Annotated in this window: 20 protein-coding genes, 1 tRNA gene and 1 pseudogene; 14 read left to right on the forward strand and 8 right to left on the reverse strand. The window is 72.1% G+C overall.

Annotation, left to right across the window (positions count from 1 at the left end; genetic code table 11):
* Positions 1-85: 85 nt before the first annotated feature.
* Both LRS07_RS18855 and LRS07_RS18860 read left to right on the forward strand, forming a co-directional pair.
* Complete coding sequence (locus tag LRS07_RS18855) at positions 86-853, forward strand: cytochrome c oxidase assembly protein (RefSeq protein ID WP_260499471.1); 768 nt, start codon at positions 86-88, stop codon at positions 851-853.
* Entirely contained in the window at positions 850-1,497 is a 648-nt protein-coding gene (locus LRS07_RS18860) for a cytochrome b (protein WP_260499472.1), read from the forward strand. Before LRS07_RS18855 ends, LRS07_RS18860 begins: the two co-directional genes overlap by 4 nt.
* Here the strand turns inward: LRS07_RS18860 and LRS07_RS18865 are convergent.
* Positions 1,436-2,161: a c-type cytochrome gene (locus LRS07_RS18865; RefSeq protein ID WP_260499473.1), complete on the reverse strand. Its 726-nt coding sequence runs from the start codon at positions 2,159-2,161 to the stop codon at positions 1,436-1,438. The genes LRS07_RS18860 and LRS07_RS18865 overlap by 62 nt on opposite strands.
* Between LRS07_RS18865 and LRS07_RS18870 the strand changes: the two genes are divergently transcribed.
* Genes LRS07_RS18870 through LRS07_RS18900 form a run of 7 tightly spaced genes read left to right on the forward strand, consistent with a single transcriptional unit; the run spans position 2,160 to position 8,134 of the window.
* Positions 2,160-2,552, forward strand: a complete 393-nt coding sequence (locus LRS07_RS18870) for a c-type cytochrome (protein ID WP_260499474.1) — start codon at positions 2,160-2,162, stop codon at positions 2,550-2,552. The two genes, LRS07_RS18865 and LRS07_RS18870, sit on opposite strands and share 2 nt — an antisense overlap.
* A 25-nt stretch (positions 2,553-2,577) precedes the next feature.
* On the forward strand, positions 2,578-3,516 hold the full coding sequence (gene coxB, locus LRS07_RS18875) for a cytochrome c oxidase subunit II (RefSeq protein ID WP_260499475.1): 939 nt from the start codon (positions 2,578-2,580) through the stop codon (positions 3,514-3,516).
* Positions 3,513-4,478: a cbb3-type cytochrome c oxidase subunit I gene (locus LRS07_RS18880; protein ID WP_260499476.1), complete on the forward strand. Its 966-nt coding sequence runs from the start codon at positions 3,513-3,515 to the stop codon at positions 4,476-4,478. The genes coxB and LRS07_RS18880 overlap by 4 nt, the downstream gene beginning before the upstream one ends.
* A complete protein-coding gene (locus LRS07_RS18885; RefSeq protein WP_260502170.1) occupies positions 4,369-6,108 on the forward strand; it encodes a cbb3-type cytochrome c oxidase subunit I in 1,740 nt (579 codons plus the stop codon). Before LRS07_RS18880 ends, LRS07_RS18885 begins: the two co-directional genes overlap by 110 nt.
* Positions 6,105-6,416 (forward strand): hypothetical protein, encoded by a 312-nt coding sequence (locus LRS07_RS18890; RefSeq protein WP_260499477.1) that lies wholly within the window; start codon positions 6,105-6,107, stop codon positions 6,414-6,416. The genes LRS07_RS18885 and LRS07_RS18890 overlap by 4 nt, the downstream gene beginning before the upstream one ends.
* Before the next feature lie 36 nt (positions 6,417-6,452).
* Positions 6,453-6,836 carry a DUF2231 domain-containing protein gene (locus tag LRS07_RS18895; RefSeq protein ID WP_260499478.1) on the forward strand — a complete coding sequence of 128 codons (384 nt, stop codon included), beginning with the start codon at positions 6,453-6,455 and terminating at the stop codon, positions 6,834-6,836.
* 8 nt (positions 6,837-6,844) lie between these two features.
* Entirely contained in the window at positions 6,845-8,134 is a 1,290-nt protein-coding gene (locus tag LRS07_RS18900) for a PQQ-dependent sugar dehydrogenase (protein WP_509909133.1), read from the forward strand.
* A 152-nt stretch (positions 8,135-8,286) separates the two neighbouring features.
* Here the strand turns inward: LRS07_RS18900 and LRS07_RS18905 are convergent.
* Positions 8,287-8,378 (reverse strand) — tRNA-Ser (locus LRS07_RS18905).
* Between the two features lie 254 nt (positions 8,379-8,632).
* On the opposite strand from LRS07_RS18905, the gene LRS07_RS18910 reads away from it, so the two are divergent.
* On the forward strand, positions 8,633-10,801 hold the full coding sequence (locus LRS07_RS18910; RefSeq protein WP_260499480.1) for a hybrid sensor histidine kinase/response regulator: 2,169 nt from the start codon (positions 8,633-8,635) through the stop codon (positions 10,799-10,801).
* A gap of 31 nt (positions 10,802-10,832) precedes the next feature.
* Here LRS07_RS18910 and serS read toward each other — a convergent pair whose 3' ends face one another.
* The 3 genes from serS to LRS07_RS18925 form a co-directional block, all read right to left on the reverse strand.
* Entirely contained in the window at positions 10,833-12,131 is a 1,299-nt protein-coding gene (gene serS / locus LRS07_RS18915; RefSeq protein ID WP_260499481.1) for a serine--tRNA ligase, read from the reverse strand.
* A 94-nt stretch (positions 12,132-12,225) separates the two neighbouring features.
* Complete coding sequence (ispH, locus tag LRS07_RS18920; protein ID WP_260499482.1) at positions 12,226-13,191, reverse strand: 4-hydroxy-3-methylbut-2-enyl diphosphate reductase; 966 nt, start codon at positions 13,189-13,191, stop codon at positions 12,226-12,228.
* Entirely contained in the window at positions 13,191-13,634 is a 444-nt protein-coding gene (locus LRS07_RS18925) for an FKBP-type peptidyl-prolyl cis-trans isomerase (RefSeq protein WP_260499483.1), read from the reverse strand. Before LRS07_RS18925 ends, ispH begins: the two co-directional genes overlap by 1 nt.
* An 81-nt stretch (positions 13,635-13,715) precedes the next feature.
* Between LRS07_RS18925 and radC the strand changes: the two are divergent.
* The 3 genes and pseudogenes from radC to LRS07_RS18940 all read left to right on the forward strand — a co-directional run bounded on the left by radC (position 13,716) and on the right by LRS07_RS18940 (position 16,876).
* A pseudogene (gene radC / locus LRS07_RS18930) lies at positions 13,716-14,397 on the forward strand (RadC family protein).
* A gap of 160 nt (positions 14,398-14,557) precedes the next feature.
* Positions 14,558-16,138, forward strand: a complete 1,581-nt coding sequence (locus LRS07_RS18935) for a methyl-accepting chemotaxis protein (protein ID WP_260499484.1) — start codon at positions 14,558-14,560, stop codon at positions 16,136-16,138.
* Positions 16,139-16,213: 75 nt separating this feature from the next.
* Complete coding sequence (locus LRS07_RS18940) at positions 16,214-16,876, forward strand: Smr/MutS family protein (protein WP_260499485.1); 663 nt, start codon at positions 16,214-16,216, stop codon at positions 16,874-16,876.
* A gap of 6 nt (positions 16,877-16,882) precedes the next feature.
* Here the strand turns inward: LRS07_RS18940 and LRS07_RS18945 are convergent, their stop codons facing one another.
* Genes LRS07_RS18945 through LRS07_RS18955 form a run of 3 tightly spaced genes read right to left on the reverse strand, consistent with a single transcriptional unit; the run spans position 16,883 to position 18,854 of the window.
* Complete coding sequence (locus tag LRS07_RS18945) at positions 16,883-17,290, reverse strand: group II truncated hemoglobin (protein WP_260499486.1); 408 nt, start codon at positions 17,288-17,290, stop codon at positions 16,883-16,885.
* Positions 17,287-18,123, reverse strand: coding sequence for a MinD/ParA family protein (locus LRS07_RS18950; protein ID WP_260499487.1), 837 nt, complete (start codon positions 18,121-18,123; stop codon positions 17,287-17,289). The genes LRS07_RS18945 and LRS07_RS18950 overlap by 4 nt, the downstream gene beginning before the upstream one ends.
* Positions 18,120-18,854: a GGDEF domain-containing protein gene (locus tag LRS07_RS18955; RefSeq protein ID WP_260502171.1), complete on the reverse strand. Its 735-nt coding sequence runs from the start codon at positions 18,852-18,854 to the stop codon at positions 18,120-18,122. The genes LRS07_RS18950 and LRS07_RS18955 overlap by 4 nt, the downstream gene beginning before the upstream one ends.
* A gap of 204 nt (positions 18,855-19,058) precedes the next feature.
* Here LRS07_RS18955 and LRS07_RS18960 point away from each other — a divergent pair, with 204 nt between their 5' ends.
* Positions 19,059-19,943 carry a CheR family methyltransferase gene (locus tag LRS07_RS18960; RefSeq protein WP_260499488.1) on the forward strand — a complete coding sequence of 295 codons (885 nt, stop codon included), beginning with the start codon at positions 19,059-19,061 and terminating at the stop codon, positions 19,941-19,943.
* Positions 19,944-20,002 lie beyond the last annotated feature (59 nt).

Raw genomic sequence — 20,002 nt, forward strand, 5'->3', positions numbered from 1 at the left:
TGCTGGGGCCTCGCGCACAGGCGGTGCCCGAGCAGACCCTTTCACGTCGCCGGTGGCCGGCCAAGGCAAACACGGCGCTCGCAACATGGAACAAGCTCATCAGTGGATGCCATATTGCGGCGCCGCCCCAGGTCCGCAGGAGTGGCTCTGGCGCTGGAACACCGACCCGGTGCTGGCGCTGGCGCTGCTCATCGGCGCGATCGCGCTGTGGGTGCCCCGCCTGCGGCCGGTCGGGATGGACACGCGGCAGCAGCGCGCGCTGCGTGCCGGCTGGATCGCCGTGGTCCTGCTCTACGTGTCGCCCCTGTGCGCCCTGAGCTCGACCTTCTTCACCGTCCGGGTGGTCCACCACATGGCGCTCGTCTTCGTGCTGGCGCCCCTGCTGGTCCTGGGCCTGGGACGGTCGCTGCGCTCGCTGGCGTTGCCGACCGCGTCCTGCACGCTCGTGGCGGCCGGCACGTTCTGGTTCTGGCACGGCCCCGGCGCCTACGCGGCGGCGCTGTCCTCCACCCCCGTCTACTGGCTGATGCAGCTGTCGCTGCTGGCCACCGCGACGGCGTTCTGGGCGGCCCTCCGCCGCGCGGGCCCCGCGGTCTCGCTGACGGCCATCCTCGCCTCGACGGTGCTGATGGGCCTGCTCGGGGCGCTGATCGCCTTCGCCACGCGACCGCTGTACGCGCCCCATTTCGCGTCCACGATCGCCTGGGGCGTCACGCCCCTGGAAGACCAGCAACTCGCCGGCATCGTCATGTGGGCGCCCGGCAGCCTGGGGTACCTCGGCGCCGCCCTGTGGATCGGCTGGCGCTGGATGCGCGCCGAGCGCGACCGCCACCCGCTGGCGCGGCCGGCATGAACCTCGTCGCGCTGATCGAGTGGGCCGAGGGCTACAACCGCCGCGGCGTGTACTCGCCCATCGGCGTCGCCTTCCACTGGGTGATGGCGGCGCTGATGGTCTTCCAGCTCGGCTACGGGTGGTACCTCGGCTGGCTGCCCGCCGGCGGCGACAAGCACCTCGGCTACCAGACCCACGCCGAGGTCGGCCTCGCGATCATGCTGGTGGGTTCGCTGCGATTCCTGTGGAGCAACCAGATCGGCGGCCCGGACAACGTCGACGAGCGCTCGTTCTCGGGCCGCGCGAGCGCCGTGCTGCAGGCCTGGTTCTACGTCAGCTTCTTCGCGCTGCCGCTGAGCGGCTGGGTGATGTGGTCGACGCTGCCGGGCGACCTGCCGCTGTCGATCGCGGGCGTCGTCCCGTTTCCGAACCTGCCGTTCGACCAGCTGTCCGAGACGCTGCAGCACCGCCTGATGCGGGGCGCCGAGCTGGTTCACTTTTGGGTGGTGTGGATGACGGCGCTGGCCATTCCCGGCCATGCAGGGGCCGCGGTGCTGCACTACGTCGTCAAGCGCGACCGCGTGCTGCCGTCGATGCTGGACCTCAACGGGCCGGATCAGCCGGGCGTGCTGGGATCCGGGCCAGGTACAGGCTCAGCTGCCTGACGTCCTCGGAGCCCAGTTGCCGCGCCACCTTCAACATCGCATGGTTGCCGTCGTTCCGTCGCTTCGACTTCTGCCAGTCCTGCAGCTGCTGGGCGAGGTAGAGGGCCGGCTGCGCGTTCAGCGGCGGCCCGTGCACCGTGCCGGTGGCGTCCGCGCCGTGGCAGGTCGCGCAGGCCCGGGCGTACAGACCGGCCGTCGCTGCGGCGGGCCGCTCCTCGGTCGCGGCCGGCATGCCCGCGGGCGCCAGCGCTGCATAGTGGTTGGCCACCCGCACCCGCTCATGGCTGTCGAGGAAGCCGGCCACGTCGCGCATCACGGCGTGCGGCCGCAGGCCGGCGGCGTAGTCCTCCATCTGCTTCTGCAGGTAGCCGGCGGGAAGCCCCGCGAGCCGCGGCGCGTCGAAGCCGTTGCCTTCGCCGCGCGCCCCGTGGCAGGTGGCGCACGCGTACCGCGCGCCGCCTTCGCCGCCGCTGACCGCGATCAACGCGCCGCTGGCGCCCCAGCGGTCGTCGCTGGCCGCCAGGCGGTCGGTGCAGCCCGCCGCCAGCGCGGCCGACAGCAGCGCGGCGGCGCGCCAGCCGGCGCCATGCAATGCCGCCGTGAAGGCGGGGCGCGACCGGACGGCCGGCCGACGCGGACGATGGATGTGCTGACGGTCCGACATGGTCGATGACTCCGCGCTGGGCTGGTGGCCACGGTGGCTGGTGACGGCGTGCCTGGGGCTGGTGGCCTGCGACGGCCCGCCCGACCGCGCCCCGTCGGTCGGCGACGTCGACCTGGCGCGCGGCCGCCAGCTGGTCGTCGAGAAGGGTTGCGCCGCGTGCCACGCCTTCCCCGACGTGCGGTGGCCGCGCGGCGGCCTCGGTCCGGACCTGCAGGCGTTCGGCCGCCAGGGCCTGATCGCAGGGCAACTGCCGAACCAGCCCGGCGTCCTCATGCAGTTCATCCGCAACGCACCCGCCCTCGTGCCGGGAACGGCCATGCCGGCGATCGCCCTCTCAGACCAGGAAGCGCGGGATGTCACAGCCTATCTCCTCCAGCTCAAGTCTCGCTGACGCCCTGAGCGGCTGGCCGCCGCCGGTGCTCGATCCGCAGGGGCCGCTGTCGAACACCGTCACCACGCTGGCCTGGGTGCTGATCGCGCTGATGACGGCGATCTTCCTGCTCGTCTGCGCGTCGATGTGGGTGGCGCTGTACGGCAGCGACACGCTGCGCGAGCGGCTCGGCGGCGAGAAGGTGGTGCGCTGGTTCGGGCTGATCATCCCGGCCGGCATCCTGTTCCTGCTGCTGGCCTGGGGCACGACGATGGTGGCGGGCATGACCACGTTGCGTGGCGATGAGCCGCGGATGCGGGTGGCCGGCAACATCTACTGGTGGCGGGTGAGCTACCTCGACGACGCCGGCCGGGAGGTCGCCGCGGACGCCAACGAGCTGCACATCCCCGCCGGCCGGCCGGTCGTCGTCGAGATGGTCTCCGAGGACGTGATCCACAGCTTCTGGGTGCCCAAACTCGGCGGCAAGATGGACATGATCCCCGGCCGCGTCAACCGGCTGAAGCTCCACGCCGACCGGGCCGGCGTCTACGGGGGTCAATGCGCGGAGTTCTGCGGCGGGGCGCACTCGCTCATGGGCTTCGTGGTGGTCGCGCACGAGGCGGCCGACTGGGAGCGCTGGCTTGCGGGGCGCCGGGCCGCCTCGGCCGCCGCCGTGCCGACGTCGGTGCCCTCGACGGGCGACGTCGACGTGCAACGCGGCCGCCGGCTCTTCGGCGACGCGGGATGCGCCGCCTGCCACCGCATCGCCGGCACGCCGGCGCAGGGGCTGTCGGGGCCCGACCTGACCCACGTCGGTTCACGGCTGTCGCTCGGCGCCGGCATCCTGCCGAACACCCGGGCCACGCTGATCGGCTGGATCGGCGACAGCCAGTCCATCAAGCCGAACAACCGCATGCCCTCGTACCGCTCGCTGGGGGCCGACGAGCTCCGGGCCCTTGCGGCGTACATGGAGTCCCTGCGATGAGCACGACGGCGGCAGCGGCCGGTCCGGCGGCGGTGCAGGACGCCGCGGCCCTGCCGTCCGAGACCGGCTTCGACCCGGCGCTCTATCGGCGCTTCCCCACCGCGGGCGGCCGGCCGGCCGGCGAGCTGCAGGCGCTGGAGAAGGTCTGGCAGACGCCGTCCGGCGCGAGCCGCCTGAGCGCGGTCAACAACAACGTCATCGGCTTCTTCTTCATCGTCACCGCGTTCGCCTTCTTCCTCGCGGCCGGCGTCCTGTCGCTGGTGATGCGGGTGCAGCTGGCGGCGCCGCTCGCCGGCATCGTGCCGCAGGAGACCTACAACCAGCTGTTCACCATGCACGGCTCGGTGATGATGTTCCTCTTCGCCGTGCCGGCGGTGGAGGCCATCGCCGTGATGCTGCTGCCGCAGATGCTGGCGGCGCGCGACCTTCCGTTCCCGCGGCTGTCGGCCTATTCGTACTGGGCCTACGCGATCGGCGGCACGGTGTTCTTCAGCTCGGTGTTCTTCAGCCTGGCGCCGTCCGAAGGCTGGTTCATGTACCCGCCGCTGAGCTCGGACGCCTACTCCAAGGGCATCAACGCGGACTTCTGGCTGCTCGGCATCGGCTTCATCGAGATCAGCGCCATCGCGGGCGCGATCGAGCTGATCGTCGGCGTGCTGCGCACCCGCGCGCCGGGCATGTCGCTGACGCGCATGCCGCTCTACGCCTGGGGGGTGCTGATCTTCGGCGTGATGATCATCCTGGCCTTCCCGGCGATGATCATGGTGACCTTCCTGCTCGAGCTGGAACGCGCCTTCAACTGGCCGCTGTTCGACGCCACCCGGGGGCGGCGACCCGCTGCTGTACCAGCACCTGTTCTGGTTCTTCGGCCATCCCGACGTCTACATCATCTTCATCCCCGCCTCGGCGATGGTGTCGACGATGGTCGTCACCGTGGCGCAGAAGCGGCTGGTCGGGCATGAGCTGGTGGTGCTCGCGATGATCGCCACCGGCTTCATCAGCTTCGGCGTCTGGGCCCACCACATGTTCACCGTCGGCCTGCCGGAGCTGGCGGCCGGCTACTTCTCGGCGGCGTCGATGGCGGTGGCGATTCCCGCGGGGGCGCAGGTGTTCGCCTGGATCGCCACGCTGGCCTCCGGCCGGGTGCAGCGCAACACGCCGGCGCTGTTCCTCGTCGGCGGCATCCTGATCTTCGTCATGGGCGGTCTGACCGGCGTGATGGTCGGCATGGTCGCCTTCGACGGACAGGCCCACGACACCTACTTCGTCGTGGCGCACTTCCACTACGTGCTCATCGGCGGCATGGTCTTCCCGCTGTTCGCCGGCTTCTACTACTGGACGCCGATGGTCATCGGCCGCGCGCTGTCCGAGCGGCTGGGCCGCTGGGTGTTCTGGCTGATGTTCATCGGCGTGCACGTCACCTTCCTGCCGATGCACCTGACCGGGCTGATGGGCATGCCGCGGCGGGTCGACACCTACCTGCCCGGCCGGTCGTGGGAGATCCCGAACACGATCTCGACCATCGGCGCCTTCGTCATGGCCGCCGGCGTGCTGCTGTTCCTCGTCGATGCGATCCGCTGCTACCGCCGCCCGTCCTCCGGTGACGCGCGCAACGTCTTCAACGGCGGCACCCTCGAATGGCTGGCCACCGGCAACTACGCGGTGCGGTCGATCCCGGTGGTGCGCGACCTGGAGCCGCTGTGGAGCGACGCTCGCCTGCGCCAGGACGTCGAGGCCGGGCGCTACTTCCTGCCCGGCACGGCAACCGGCCACCGGGAGACGCTGGTGACCAGTCCCCTCCAGGCCGAACCCCAGTACGTCCAGGTCATGCCCGGGCCGTCGTGGTGGCCGCTGCTGTCCGCGCTGTTCACGGCCGGCTTCTTCCTGCTGCTGACCGTCAAGGCGCTGGCACTGGCCGGTGTGTGCGGCGTGCTGACCATCGTCAGCCTGATGCGCTGGCTCTGGACCAACGACCACCATCTGCCGCAGAAGGAGGTCGACGCCGGCGGCGGGGTGATGTTGCCGACCTACGTCGCCGGCCCCCGTTCGCACGCCTGGTGGGCGGCCGTGCTGCTCGACATCGTGCTGGGCATGATCTTCCTGATGGCGATGTTCGCCTACCTCTACCTGCTCGGCTCGCAACCGCACGCGTGGACGGTGCCGGCGCCTCGACAGACGCTGTGGCCGGGGTTGACCTTGCTCGCGGCCGCCGCGGGGTTCGCCTACGCGGCGCGGCCGGCGATGGCCCGCTTCGAACGCGGCAGCGGGATGAGCGCACTGCTGATGACGGCGAGCACGGTCTGCCTGGCCGCCGCGCTGGTGCTCGACGGGCTCGACTGGCGGAACGCCGGGCTGCGCGGGGACGCCAGCGGCCAGGGCGCCACCGTTTACGCCATGCTGGCGTGGCACGCCTCGGTCGTCACGGCGGTGGTGCTGTCGACGGTCTTCTACCTCCTGCGCTGGGTGCGTGGGCTGGCGCCCGGCCCGGCGAACAAGACGCTGGAAGCCCTTCGCCTGCTGTTCATCTATGCGGCCATGGAGGGCGCGGCCGGCCTTCTGCTGCCGCGCGTGGCCCCGTGGGGCGCCGGATGAACGCCATCCGCACGGCCAGCTGGCGACCGCTGGTCGGCGCCTTCTCCATCTGGTTCGCGCACTTCATGGGCTGCTGGGTGGCGGCCGAGCTGTGGTGGCCGCGGCAGTGGCCTGCCAATGCGCTGGCCTGGGCGCTGACGCCGCTGGCGTTGGCCGCACTGGCGTTCGAATGGAAGCGCGTGCGCCACGGCATGTCAGCAGCCGGGGACTTCGCCGGCTGGAACCGGCGGATCGGCACCGGCGCGATTGCCATCGCGGCGGCGGCCGTCGTGTTCGGCGCGCTGCCGTCGCTGGTCTTCCTGCCCTGACGGACCGCCTGGCATCCGCATTGCCCCACCGCGGCCATGCACGCCACCCTCGCGTTCGCAGCGCTCCCGCTGTTCCTCGGTGCCCTGCTCAGCGACTGGGCCTACGCCCAGTCCTACGAAGTGCAGTGGACCAACTTCGCCTCCTGGCTGAACGCCGGCGGGCTGCTGCTCGCCGGACCGGCGTTGCTGTGGGGCCTGGTCGACCACCTGCGTGCCCGCGCGGCCCGCCATGGGCGCGGCTGGGTGGCGCTGCTTCTGCTGCTGCTGGGCGTGGTCGTCGGCTTCATCAACGCCCTGGTCCATGCGAGGGACGGCTGGGCCGCGATGCCCAGCGGTCTGATCCTGTCCGTCGCCGTCGTGCTGCTGGTGGCGCTCGCCAGCGTGATGGGCCTCCAGCGCCTGCAGCGGAGGACGGCATGACGCGCAGGATGTCCTGGTTCGCCGCCGCCGCCGTGGGGGTCAGCGCCGGCGCGGTGCTCGCCGTGGCCCAACCGGGCAGCGCCGGCCGTCCCGGCGACGAGGTGGTCGACCTGCCGCCGCCGCAGCGCGGACTGCTGCCGGAGATGGCGATCGCGAAGCCCGCCTCGTGGGGCGACCGCAGCCCGACCGTGCCGGAGGGCTGGACCGTCCGCGCCATCGCCGCCGACCTGCGGATCCCGCGCCAGACGCTGGCGCTGCCCAACGGCGACATCCTCGTCGCCGAGGGCAAGGGCAAGAGCGCGCCGGTGTTGACGCCGAAGGACTACATCGCCGGCATCATCAAATCCAAGGGCACCACGTCGGTCAAGGGCGGCGACCGGCTGACGCTGCTGCGCGATGCCGACGGCGACGGCACCTACGAAGGCCGCTGGGTCTTCGCCGAGAAGCTGAACGCACCCTATGGGTTGGCCCTGGTGGGCAACCGGCTCTACGTCGCGAACCAGGACGCGCTGGTGCGGTTCAACTACCGCACCGGCCAGACCCAGGCGGACGAGGCGCCGGTGCAGGTGGCGAAGCTGCCGTCCGCGATCAACCACCACTGGACGAAGGCACTGGCCGCCGACGCGGAAGGACGCTTCCTCTACGTCGGCATCGGCTCGAACAGCAACGTCGGCGAGCGCGGCATGGCGATCGAGGAGAACCGCGCCATGGTGTGGCAGATCGACGCCCAGACCGGCGCCACCCGGCCCTTCGCGACCGGGCTGCGGAACCCCACCGCACTGGCCTTCGAGCCGAGCAGCCGCCAGCTCTGGGCGGTGGTCAACGAGCGCGACGAACTGGGTCCGGAACTCGTGCCGGACTACCTGACCTCGGTGCGCGAGGGCGCCTTCTACGGCTGGCCTTATGCGTACTGGGGCCAGAACGTGGACACGAGGGTCAAGCCGGCCGATCCGCAGAAGGTCAGCGCCACCGTCAAGCCCGACTTCGCCCTGCAGTCGCACAGCGCGCCGCTCGGGCTGGCGTTCACCCGGCAGCGCGGCGCGGGTGCCTTTGCCGAAGGCGCCTTCGTCGGGCTCCACGGCAGCTGGAACCGGTCCGAGCCGGTGGGCTACAAGGTGATCTTCGTGCCGTTCCGGGACGGTCGGCCCGCGGGGCCGGCGGTCGACTTCGTGACCGGCTTCCAGGCCGACGGCAAGACGATGGGCCGCCCGGTGGGCGTGTCGGTGGACGGCAAGGGCGCCGTCATCGTCGCCGACGACCTGTCCAACACCGTCTGGCGCGTCACGCCGACGCGCTGACGCAGGCGACGGGAGCGGCGCGCAAAGAAGACGGACCGCTTCCGGTCGAGGTTGAGCGCCACGAGGCGCAGCAGAGGCCCTGCACCTCGGAAAAGCCCGGCCGGTGCGGGCCATTCTTGAAAACTGCCCGACGGGCGGGCAGCGGCTTCCTTTGGCGGAGAGGGAGGGATTCGAACCCTCGGTACTGGAGAACCAGTACGCCGGATTTCGAATCCGGTGCATTCGACCACTCTGCCACCTCTCCAGAGGGACATCGCGCCGCGAGTGGTGGGGCGGCGAAGCCCGGCATTCTAGACCAACGGGCGCCGGCGTCTGCGGTGGCGTGCGGTGCGAGGCACCGTGCAGAACGCCCGGGAAGGAGGTCCCGCCGATCGTCCCGCCGCCAACGTGTGCGACATGCCCCGGGCCGGCGCTCAAGAAGCGGGCGGCTTGTGCCGAACAGGTGGCAGGCGGATCAACGATGTCGTGGTGGCCCGCCTTGCCGAACCGTCGTCCGCCTTGAAGTCGCCTCCTCGCCCATCGCTGCCGCTGCGCACCACCGTGCTGCCGCTGGCCGCGCTGTCCGGCCTGGCCCTGGCGGCGATGGCCGGCGCCGGGGTCACCGCGCCGGCGGTCACCGTCCCGATGGCACTGCTGGCCCTGGCGCTGGCCGCCTTCCCGCTGCGCCGGCTGCGGCTCGCCGAGCAGCGCGCGGCGTCCGCCCTCGCCGCCCTGCAGGCCACCGAGCAACGGCTGGCCCTTGCCACCGCGAGCGACTCGCTGGCGATCTTCGAATGGAAGGTGGGCGCCGATGTGTTCATCCTCGACGCCCGTGGTTGCGAGCTGTACGGCTTTTCACCGTCGCAGGTGAAGCGGCCGATGCCGCGCGAGCCGCTGCGCGAACGGCACCACCCCGAGGACCGGGAACGGGTGCGGGAGGAACTGCAGCGCGCGATGGACTCTCGGCAGCTCTTCAAGTGCCGCTACCGGGTGGTGCTGGCCGACGAGGTGCGCCACCTGGAGGTGACCGGCCTGTTCAGCGGCCACGGCGACGACCTGTGCATGGTCGGCATCACCCGCGACGTCTCCAGCCAGGCGCGACAGCGCGAGGCGGAACTGCAGGCCCGCCAGGCGCTGGAGGCCAGCGAGCAGCGCTTTCGCCTGCTGTGGGAAACCGCACCCGATGCGGTGGTCATGATGGACCAGTCGGGCACCGTGCTGTACGCCAACTCGTCGCTGACCACCACCTTCGGCCACCGGCCGGAGGACGTGGTCGGCCGCAACATCGAGATGCTGCAGCCGCCGCGCCTGCGCGAGGCGCACCGGCGCGGCATGGCCCGCTACCTGGCCCACGGGACCAAACGGATGAACTGGCGCGCGGCCGAGGCGGCGGGCCTGCACCGCGACGGGCACGAGTTCCCGCTCGACGTGTCGTTCAGCCACATCAGCCACGAGGGCGCGCACGTGTTCGCCGGCTTCATGCGCGACATCTCCCAGCGCAAGCAGGCCGAGACGGCCCGACTGGCGCTGGAGGAGCAGTTGCGGCAGTCGCAGCGGCTGGAATCGATCGGCACGCTGACCGGCGGCATCGCGCACGACTTCAACAACGTGCTCGCGGCCATCCTCGGCAACGCCCGGCTGAGCCTGCTCGACACCGCGGCCGACCATCCGGCGCACGCCGGGCTCCGGCACATCCAGCAGGCCGCCAAGCGCGCGCGCAACCTGGTCAACCAGCTGCTCGCCTTCAGCCGGCCGCAGAAGGCGGCGCTGACCGCGCAGCCGCTGCGGCCTCTGGTCGACGCGACGGTGGAGCTGCTGCGGCCGGCGCTGCCGCCGGGGGTGGCCCTGTCGGTCAAGGTCGACACGCCCGAGCCCTGGGCGGCGGTGGACCCGACCCAGCTGGAGCAGGTGCTGATGAACCTGTGCACCAACGCCGTCCATGCGGTGAGCGCGGGCACCGGTCGCATCGACGTGGGGTTGGACAGCACGGAGGTGGCGCCGCCGGCCGAGGGCGACCCGGCGCCGCTGCCCGCCGGCCGGTACTCGCGCATCACGGTGGCGGACAACGGCTGCGGCATGACGCCGCAGACGCTGGCGCGGATCTTCGAACCCTTCTTCACCACCCGACCCACGGGCCAGGGCACCGGGCTCGGCCTGTCGGTGACCCACGGCATCGTCAAGGCCCACGGCGGCGCGGTGCTGGTGAACAGCCTGCAGGGACAGGGCACCACCTTCGACGTGCTGCTGCCCTGGGTGGATGGCGACCCGCTGGCGGTGCCGCCGGAGGAGGACAGCGGCTTCGACGGCCTGCAGGGCGAGGGCAAGCGGGTGCTCTACGTCGACGACGACGAGTTGATGGTCGCCGTCATGCACCGCCTGCTGGAGCGCGACGGCCTGCGCGTCACCACCGCCCACAGCGGCGAGCAGGCGCTGGCGCTGCTGGACGGCGAGGCTGCGGTGGACCGGTTCGACCTGGTCATCACCGACCTCAACATGCCCAAGGTCACCGGGTTCGACCTGGCCGACCGCTTGAAGGGCCGCGCCGATGCGCCGCCGGTGCTGCTGACCTCGGGCTACATCACCGAGACGCTGCGCGAGCAGGCGGCGCAATGCGGCGCCTGCGGCCTGATCGGCAAGGAGCGGCTGTTCGACGACCTGCTGCCGCGGGTCCGCGCGCTGCTCGGCTGACGGGCCGGCTGGCGGCCCGCTGCGGCGCCGCTCAGGCGGGGCGCAGCACCTCGAGGCCGCCCAGGTAGGGCCGCAGCGCCGCCGGGACGTTGATGCTGCCGTCGGCGTTCTGGTGGTTCTCCAGCACCGCCACCAGCGCCCGGCCCACCGCGAGGCCGGAGCCGTTGAGCGTGTGCAGCAGCTCCGGCTTGCCCTGCGCGTTGCGGAAGCGGGCCTGCATGCGCCGCGCCTGGAAGGCCTCGCAGTTGGAGCAGCTGCTGATCTCGCGGTAGGTGTCCTGCGCCGGCAGCCACGCCTCCAGGTCGTAGGTCTTGGCCGCGCCGAAGCCCATGTCGCCGGTGCACAGCAGCACCACGCGGTAGGGCAGCTCCAGCTTCTGCAGGACGGCCTCGGCATGGCCGACCATCTGCTCCAGCGCGCCATGGCTCTGCGCGGGCTCGACGATCTGCACCATCTCGACCTTGTCGAACTGGTGCTGGCGGATCATGCCGCGGGTGTCGCGGCCGGCGCTGCCGGCTTCCGAGCGGAAGCAGGGGCTGTGGGCGGTGAGCTTGATCGGCAGCGTCGCGCCGTCGACGATCTGCTCGCGCACGCTGTTGGTCAGCGGGATCTCCGACGTGGAGATGAGGTACTGCTCGGCCTGTTGCTCATCTCCGCCTCGGCTGACCCAGAACATGTCCTCCTTGAACTTGGGCAGCTGCCCGGTGCCCTCCAGCACCTCGCGGTTGACGATGTAGGGCACATAACACTCGGTGTAGCCGTGCTCGCTCGTCTGCACGTCGAGCATGAACTGCGCGAGCGCCCGGTGCAGCCGCGCCACCGGCCCCTTGAGGAAGGAAAAGCGCGAGCCGGCCAGCTTGGCGCCGGTCTCGAAGTCCAGCCCCAGCGGCTGGCCGAGGTCGACGTGGTCCTTGACCGGGAAGTCGAAGGCGCGCGGTGCGCCCCAACGGCGGACCTCGACGTTGGCGCTGTCGTCGGCCCCGACCGGCACGTCGTCCTGCGGCAGGTTCGGCAGCTGCATCAACAGCGCCTGCAACTCGGCCTGAAGCACCTCCAGCCGCTCGGCGCCGGCCTTCAGCTCGTCCGCGATGCCGGCCACCTCGGCCATCAGGTCGGCGGCGTCCTCGCCCTTGCCCTTCTTCTGGCCGATCTGCTTGGACAGCGCATTGCGCCGCGCCTGCAGCTCCTCGGTGCGCGTCTGCAGCCGCTTGCGTTCGGCCTCCAGCGCCTGGAAGCGCGGCACGTCGAGGAAGGGCTGCGGCCGCTTGCGCCGCGACAGGCGCTCGATCACCGAGTCGAGGTCCTTGCGCAGCAGGTTGATGTCCAGCATGGGGGCGAGCAGTCGAGGAAGACAAAGGCCGCCCGCAGGGGCGGCCGGGGATTCTAGGCAGCGCGGGCCGGGGCGCCCGGGGCGCTGGGGTCGTTCAGGGCGCCAGGCCGGCTTCCGCCATCGCCTTGTCGCCGAGGCCGCGCGGCAGGGGGAACTGGATCGTCTCTTCCACGCCCTGCAGCCGGCGCACCGACACCGCCCCCAGCGCCTTCAGCCGGTCGACCACCTGCTGCACCAACAGCTCGGGCGCGGACGCGCCGGCGGTCAGGCCGACGCGGGGCCGGCCGTCGAACCACGCCGGCTGCAGCTGCTCGGCCGAATCGACCATGTGCGATGGCGTGCCCAGCCGTTCGGCCAGTTCGCGCAGTCGGTTGGAGTTGGAGCTGGTCGGGCTGCCGACCACGATCACGACGTCCACCTGCGGCGCCAGCACCTTGACCGCGTCCTGCCGGTTCTGCGTGGCGTAGCAGATGTCCTGCTGCTTCGGCTCGCGCACCGCGGGAAAGCGGCGCTTGACGGCGGACAGGATCTCGGCGGCGTCGTCCACCGACAGCGTGGTCTGCGTCACCACCGCCAGCCGCCCGGGGTTGCGCACCGGCACCCGGTCGACGTCGGCCACGTCCTCCACGAGGTGGATGCCGTCGCTCAACTGGCCCATCGTGCCCTCGACCTCCGGGTGCCCCTTGTGGCCGATCATGATGAATTCATAGCCCTCGCGGGCCAGCTTGGCCACCTCGACGTGCACCTTGGTCACCAGCGGGCAGGTGGCGTCGTAGACCTCGAAGCCGCGCTGCGCCGCCTCCAGCCGCACCGCCTTGCTGACGCCGTGGGCGCTGAACACCAGCACCGCCCCGGGCGGCACCTCGGCCAGGTCCTCGATGAAGACGGCGCCCTTCGACTTCAGGTCGTTGACGACGTAGGTGTTGTGCACGATCTCGTGGCGCACGTAGACCGGCGCGCCGAACTTCTTGAGCGCCCGCTCGACGATCTCGATGGCGCGGTCCACGCCGGCGCAGAAGCCGCGCGGTTCGGCCAGCAGCACTTCCTGCACGTTGTCCATCAGAGCACGCCTATGAGTTGCACCTCGAAGCCGACCGGCAGGCCGGCCAACGGGTGGTTGAAGTCGAACAGCAGCCAGTCGTCGCCCACCTCGCGCACCACCCCGGCGTACCGGCCGCGGCCGTCCGGCGTCGGGAACTGCACCACCTCGCCGACGGCGTAGCTGGCGTCGGGGTCGCCCAACTGGCGCAGCAGCGCCAGCTTCACCCGCTGCAGCAGCGCCGGGTTGCGCGGGCCGAAGGCCTCGCCGGCGGGCAGCTCGAATCGGGTGTGCGCGCCCTCCTCCAGGCCGAGCAGGCGCGACTCGATGGCTTCGCTCAGCTCGCCGGTGCCCAGCGACAGCGTGGCCGGCTTGCCGCCGAAGGTGTTGATCACGTCCTCGCCGCCGGGGCCGGTGAGTCGGTAGTGCAGGGTCAGGAAGGACCCCGGTTGGACGGCGTTCAAGGTAGGGAGCCGGACCGGTCGCCGGCGCGGCAGGGGGAAGCCTAGACTGCCCGCGATTTTACGGACCCCGGGGTGACCGCCATGGACCTGAGGCAACTGCCGGCCGACGCCCGGCCGCGCGAGAAGCTGCTCGCGCGCGGTCCCGCCGCGCTCGGCGACGCCGAACTGCTGGCGCTGCTGCTGCGCACCGGCACCCCGGGCCAGCCGGTGCTGGCGCTGGCGCAGGCGCTGCTCGACCGCTTCGGCGGGCTGGGCGGGCTGATGCAGGCCGACAGCCTGACGCTGCGCGGCCAGGGCCTGAAGGGGCTGGGGCCGGCCAAGCGGGCCGAGCTGCTGGCGGTGCTGGAAATCGCTCGCCGCACCGCGGCGCAGCCGCTGCACGACCGTCCGGTCTTCGAGTCGCCGCAGCAGGTCAAGGCGTTCGCGCAACTGCGGTTGGGCGGGCTGGAGCACGAGGTGTTCGCCGTGCTCTTCCTCGATGCGCAGCACCGGCTGATCGCCGTCGAAGAACTGTTCCGCGGCACGCTGACGCAGACGAGCGTCTACCCGCGGGAGGTGGTCAAGCGGGCGCTGGCGCGCAACGCGGGGGGCGGTGATCCTGGCCCACAACCATCCGTCCGGCGTGGCCGAACCGTCGCGCAGCGACGAGCTGCTGACACAGGCGCTGCGCCAGGCGCTGCACCTGGTCGATGTGAAGGTGCTCGATCACCTCGTCGTCGGGGCCGGATGTGTGACGTCGTTCGCGGAACGCGGTCTCATGTGACCCGGGACGAACCCGCGTTGGAGAAAGCCCTACAGCGGCCGGCTCAAGCGGCCGTAGAACCACCCGAAGCAAGTAGACGGACCGTGTACGCCCACAGCGCCCGGCCCGGCCCTTCGGCGTTGAGTTGTACGCCGGCCTCCTTCGACGACCGCAACCCGCCATGCCCCTGTCCAAACTCACCGTCCGCAGCCGCCTGGGCCTGTCCTTCGGCGCCCTCGCCGCGCTCGTGCTCGGCGTGTCCGCCCTGAGCCTGTTGGCGCTGGACCGCGGCCACCGTGACCATGCCCGCTACGTCGAACAGATCGGCCGCCGCATGACGCTGGCCAACGAGGTGCTGAACGCCGCGAACGCACGGGCCATCGCGGCGCGCAACCTGGTGCTCGTCAGCGGTGCCGGCGAGCAGGCGCCGGAGCACAAGGCGGTGGTGGCCGCGCACGAGCAGCTCGGCCGGGCGATGACCGAACTCAAGCGCGAGATCGCGGAGGACCCGACCGCGCAGCAGCGCGAGACCGCGCCCTTCGAGCAGATCGAGCAGATCGAGGCGCGCTACGGCCCGGTGGCGCTGAACATCGTCGACCTGGCGCTCAAGCAGCAGCAGCCGGAGGCGATCAGCCGCATGAACAACGACTGCCGGCCGCTGCTGGCCGCGCTGGTCCAGGCCACCAACCGCTACATCGACACCGCCGCGGCACAGGGCGTGGCGGAGGTGAACGCGGCGGAGGCCGGTTTCGTCTTCAACCGCAACCTGCTGCTGCTGGCCAGCGGCATGGCGGTGGCCCTGGCGCTGGCGCTGGCGCTGGGCATCACCCGCTGGCTGTCGCGGGCCCTCGGCGCCGAGCCGTCGGCCCTCGGCGAGGCCGCGCAGCGCGTCGCCGCCGGCGACCTGAGCGCGCTGCCCGGCACCGACCGTGCACCGTCCGGCAGCGTGATGGCCTCGCTGGCCGGCATGCAGGCCGCGCTGGCGCACCTGGTGGGCCGCGTGCGCAGCGCGTCCGACGCCATCGGCACCGCCAGCCGCGAGATCGCCGGCGGCAACGCCGACCTGTCCCAGCGCACGGAGGAGCAAGCGTCCAGCCTGCAGCAGACCGCGGCCTCGATGGAGGAGATGAGCGCCACCGTCAAGCAGAACGCCGAGACCGCCCGGCAGGCCTCGGCCTTCGCCACCGCCACCCGGGAGGCTGCGCACAAGGGCGGCGAGGTGATGCAGCGGGTGATCAGCACCATGGGCGAGATCAGCGGCAGCTCGCGCCAGATCGCCGAGATCATCGGCGTCATCGACGGCATCGCCTTCCAGACCAACATCCTGGCCTTGAACGCCGCGGTGGAAGCGGCCCGCGCCGGCGAGCAGGGCCGCGGCTTCGCGGTCGTCGCCGGCGAGGTGCGCACCCTGGCGCAGCGCTCGGCCGAGGCGGCGCGGCAGATCAAGGCGCTGATCGGCGACAGCGCCGCCAAGGTGGACGCCGGCTCGCAGCTGGTGGGCGCGGCCGGCAGCGCGATCGACGACATCGTCGGCCAGGTGAGCCGCGTGGCCGACCTGCTCGGCGAAATCGACGCCGCGACCAACGAGCAGAGCAGCGGCATCGGCCAGGTCTGCACCGCGGTCAGCGAGCTCGACCGGGTGACGCAGCAGAACTCGGCGCTGGTCGAGCAGAGCGCGGCGTCCGCCGAGAGCCTGAAGCAGCAGTCGTCGCAGCTGGTCGAGCTGGTCAGCGTGTTCCGCCTGGAGCACGGCGCCGCCTGAGGGCGCGGCCGGCGTGGGGCGCAAGCCCCGGCCGGCACCGCCGGCATGCCGCCTTGGCTACCATGACCGGCGGCCATGAAGAAGCAGACCCCCGCCCCGTCGCTGCGCACCCTGGCCGACCTCGGCCCGCTGCGCCGTCACCTGGCGGAACGCGCCGAACGGCGTCGCCTCGAGGACGAGCAGGCCCGGCGCGAACGCGATCGGCTGGCCCGCGAGCAGGCGCTGTTCGCCGCGTCGGTCGGGCCGGTCCATCCGCTGAAGGACCCGGGCCGGCGCGAACTCGACCGGCCGCGGCCGGCGCCGGTGGCCCGCCAGCGGGTGCTGGACGAGGAAGCCGCGCTGCGCGAGGCCCTGTCCGACGAGTTCGACGTCGAGTCGCTGCTGGAGACGGACGAAGGCCTGAGCTGGCGGCGCCCCCAGGTCGGGCCGGAGGTGCTCAAACGCCTGCGTCGCGGCGACTGGGCCATCCAGTCGCAGGTCGACCTGCACGGGCTGCGGCGCGAGGAGGCCCGAGAACGGCTGTCCGCCTTCGTGCGCGAGGCCCTGCGCCGCGGCCACCGCTGCGTGCGCGTGGTCCACGGCAAGGGGCTGGGTTCGCCCGGCCGCGAACCGGTGCTCAAGGGCAAGGTGCGCAGCTGGCTGGTGCAGAAGCAGGAGGTGGTGGCCTTCACCCAGGCGCGTGCCGCCGAGGGCGGCGCAGGGGCGCTGGTGGTGCTGCTCGAGGACTGCAGCCGCTGACCGTCCTCAACCGCCCTTGTTGCGCATCCAGTCCGCGGTGTTGAAGAACGCCTCGACCAGCCGCTGCGCCAGGTCGGCGTCGATGCCCTCGTCGCGCAGCGCCTTGGCCATGCAGGCCAGCCACTGGTCGCGCTCGCGGATGCCGATGGCGTAGGGCAGGTGCCGCGCGCGCAGCCGGGGGTGGCCGAAGCGCTCGGTGTAGTGGCTGGGGCCGCCCAGCCAGCCGCAGAGGAACCAGAACAGCTTGTCGCGCGAGCCGTCCAGGCTCGTCGGGTGCAGCGCGCGCAGGTCGGCGTAGCCGGGCTCGAGGTCCATCAGGTCGTAGAAGCGGTCGACCAGCCGGCGCACCACGGCTTCGCCGCCGAGCGCGTCGAAGGCGGTCGCGGCAGGCGCGTCGTCCGACGCTGCACTCACCGGTCGATCACCTTCTGCGCCACCGCCGCCACGGCCTGCGCCGCCGGCGAGCCGGGAAAGCACTGCAGCAGCAGCTGACGCCGCTGCACCGCTTCGCGCACCGCCGGGTCGACCGGCACCTCGCCGAGGAAGTGCAGCCGCACCGGCAGCCCCAGCGGCGGGCTGACGTAGCGGTCCACCACCTGCTGCAGCTGGCCGCGGATGACGCGGCCCTCGCCCGGTCGCGACACCTGGTTGACGATGAGGTTCAGGTCCTGCCGCTGCTGGGTGTTGGCCAGCACCTTGATGGTGGCGTAGGCGTCGGTCAGCGAGGTCGGCTCCGGCGTGGCGACCACGATCACCTCGTCGGCCAGCGACACGGTGAACAGCACCACGTCGGAGATGCCGGCGCCGGTGTCCAGCAGCACCCGGTCGAAGCGCGGCGTCACCTGCTCGATCACCTGCAGCAGCTGCTGGCGCACCTCGGCCGTCAGCCGCGAATACTCCACCATGCCCGAGCCCGCCAGCAGCACCGAGAAGCCACCCGGCGCCGGCAGGATGGCCTCGTCCAGGCTGTGCTTGCCGGTGAAGACGTCGTGCAGCGTGATCTTGGGGAAGAGGTTGAGCACCACGTCCAGGTTGGCCAGGCCGAGGTCGGCGTCCAGCACCAGCACGCGCTCGCCCTGGCGGGCCAGCGCCGCCGCCAGGTTGGCGGCGGTGAAGGTCTTGCCCACGCCGCCCTTGCCGCTGGTGATGGCGGCGATGCGGCCGCGGCGCGCGGCGCCCGCGGCCACGCCGGCGGGCGGCGCCGCCGGCGTCGGTTCGGCGGCCAGGGGGGCGGATCGGGAGGTCATGGCTCGAGGTCCTGAAACTGCGAGGTGCCGAACAGCAGGCCCTTCTCCTCGGCGCTGACCTGGGAGACGGCGGTGGGCTCGATGCAGACGCGGTTGCGGCCCTGCGCCTTCGCGCGGTAGAGCTGCAGGTCGGCGCGTTCGGTCCACAGGCTGGCGGTGGAGCGCACCCAGGGCGGCGCATAGGCGCCCCCCAGGCTGGCGGTCACGGCCAGCGGCGCCTTGTTGGGCTGGGGCACCGCCTGGCGGGCGATGCGGCGGCGGATGCGCTCGGCCACCGTCTCGCCGAAGGCCGGCGGGCAGTTGGGCAGGATGATGGCGAACTCCTCGCCGCCGATCCGGGCCACCGTGTCCATCGGCCGCACGCTGTCCTGCAGCGCCCGGGCCACCGCCCGCAGCACCTCGTCGCCGGCGGCGTGGCCATGGGTGTCGTTGACCGCCTTGAAGTGGTCGACGTCCACCGTCAGCAGCAGCGCCGGCTCGCCGGCGCGGGCCACGCGGTCGAGTTCGCGGTTGAGGGCGACCAGGAAGCTGCGCCGGTTGACCAGCCCGGTCAGCGCGTCGCGGCTGGACAGGTCGCACAGCGCGTCGACCAGCCCCTGCAGCCAGCGCGCGCTGCCCGGCTCGCCGGCCGGCAGCGCATGGCCCGACTGCTCCAGCAACAGCAGCGCCGCGTCCAGCCGCAGGTCGGCGGTGGCGGTCGGCGCGGCGGGGCTGGCGGGCGTCACGGGCAAGCGGTCGTGCACGGGGCAAGGACGGTGGGTCGCGACCAGTCTAGCCGCCGGCCCGCGGCCGCCGCGGCCCGAACAGCGGGGCAAAACCGGGGCAGCCCTGGTCTTCCGGCGCACCGCTTCAGTCGCGCCGCCGCCGGCCGACAACACGAAGGACGACCGCCACCGCGGCGCCCCACCCACAGCACCGCACCCGCGCCCCAGACGATGACGCTCCTGGCCACCCCGCCCGCCACCACCGCCAGCGCCACCCATGCCGACCGGCAGGACGCCGAGTTCGCCTTCTCGGCGGCCGACTTCGAGCGCGTGCGCCAACTCATCCACCAGCGCGCCGGCATCAGCCTGCACGCCGGCAAGCAGGCCATGGTCTACAGCCGCCTGTCGCGCCGCCTGCGCGAAACGGGGCACCGCTCCTTCGCCGACTACCTGCGCGGTCTGGAAGGCGCCGCCGGGGCCGGCGGCGAGGCCGAGTGGCAGGAGTTCGTCAACTGCCTGACCACCAACCTCACCGCCTTCTTCCGCGAGGAGCACCACTTCCATTCGCTGGTCGACGACCTGAAGGCGCTGGCCGCACGCGGCCAGGGCGCGCCGCGCATCTGGTGCAGCGCCGCCTCCACCGGCGAGGAGCCCTACTCCATCGCCATGACGGTGGCCGAGACGCTGGGCGCCGACAGCGGCGCGCGCATCGTCGCCAGCGACATCGACACCAAGGTGCTGGCCACCGCCGAGCGCGGGGTCTACGCCGCCGAGGTGCGCGGCCTGTCGGCCGAGCGGCTGCGCCGTCACTTCCTGCGCGGCAAGGGCGCCCACGCCGGCCAGGTGCGCGTGCGGCCCGAGCTGGCGCGGCGCATCGAGTTCCGGCCGTTCAACCTCATCGGCGCCGACTGGTCGTCGCTGGGCGAACCCTTCGACGTGGTGTTCTGCCGCAACGTGATGATCTACTTCGACGCCCCCACCCAGCGCCGGGTGCTGGAGCGCATGCACGCGGCGATGAAGCCCGGCGGGCTGCTCTACGTCGGCCACTCCGAGAACTTCACCGACGCCAGGGCGCTCTTCCGCCTGCGCGGCAAGACCATCTACGAGCGGCTGTGAGCGCCGTCGCACTCGGCAATTCCCGACTCAAGCGCCCGCCTCCAGCAGCCGACATCAGC

Source organism: Aquabacterium sp. J223 (assembly GCF_024666615.1).
Lineage (GTDB): Bacteria > Pseudomonadota > Gammaproteobacteria > Burkholderiales > Burkholderiaceae_C > J223.

What these genes read in the sequence shown, in the direction of transcription:
- LRS07_RS18895 (WP_260499478.1), top strand. Translation starts at nt 6,453, where the DNA reads ATGCACGCCACCCTCGCGTTCGCAGCGCTCCCGCTGTTCCTCGGTGCC.
- LRS07_RS18960 (WP_260499488.1), top strand. Translation starts at nt 19,059, where the DNA reads ATGACGCTCCTGGCCACCCCGCCCGCCACCACCGCCAGCGCCACCCAT.
- LRS07_RS18860 (WP_260499472.1), top strand. Translation starts at nt 850, where the DNA reads ATGAACCTCGTCGCGCTGATCGAGTGGGCCGAGGGCTACAACCGCCGC.
- LRS07_RS18935 (WP_260499484.1), top strand. Translation starts at nt 14,558, where the DNA reads ATGCCCCTGTCCAAACTCACCGTCCGCAGCCGCCTGGGCCTGTCCTTC.
- LRS07_RS18855 (WP_260499471.1), top strand. Translation starts at nt 86, where the DNA reads ATGGAACAAGCTCATCAGTGGATGCCATATTGCGGCGCCGCCCCAGGT.
- serS (WP_260499481.1), bottom strand. Translation starts at nt 12,131, where the DNA reads ATGCTGGACATCAACCTGCTGCGCAAGGACCTCGACTCGGTGATCGAG.
- LRS07_RS18950 (WP_260499487.1), bottom strand. Translation starts at nt 18,123, where the DNA reads ATGACCTCCCGATCCGCCCCCCTGGCCGCCGAACCGACGCCGGCGGCG.
- LRS07_RS18865 (WP_260499473.1), bottom strand. Translation starts at nt 2,161, where the DNA reads ATGTCGGACCGTCAGCACATCCATCGTCCGCGTCGGCCGGCCGTCCGG.
- LRS07_RS18880 (WP_260499476.1), top strand. Translation starts at nt 3,513, where the DNA reads ATGAGCACGACGGCGGCAGCGGCCGGTCCGGCGGCGGTGCAGGACGCC.
- ispH (WP_260499482.1), bottom strand. Translation starts at nt 13,191, where the DNA reads ATGGACAACGTGCAGGAAGTGCTGCTGGCCGAACCGCGCGGCTTCTGC.
- LRS07_RS18900 (WP_509909133.1), top strand. Translation starts at nt 6,845, where the DNA reads ATGTCCTGGTTCGCCGCCGCCGCCGTGGGGGTCAGCGCCGGCGCGGTG.
- LRS07_RS18940 (WP_260499485.1), top strand. Translation starts at nt 16,214, where the DNA reads ATGAAGAAGCAGACCCCCGCCCCGTCGCTGCGCACCCTGGCCGACCTC.
- LRS07_RS18890 (WP_260499477.1), top strand. Translation starts at nt 6,105, where the DNA reads ATGAACGCCATCCGCACGGCCAGCTGGCGACCGCTGGTCGGCGCCTTC.
- LRS07_RS18870 (WP_260499474.1), top strand. Translation starts at nt 2,160, where the DNA reads ATGGTCGATGACTCCGCGCTGGGCTGGTGGCCACGGTGGCTGGTGACG.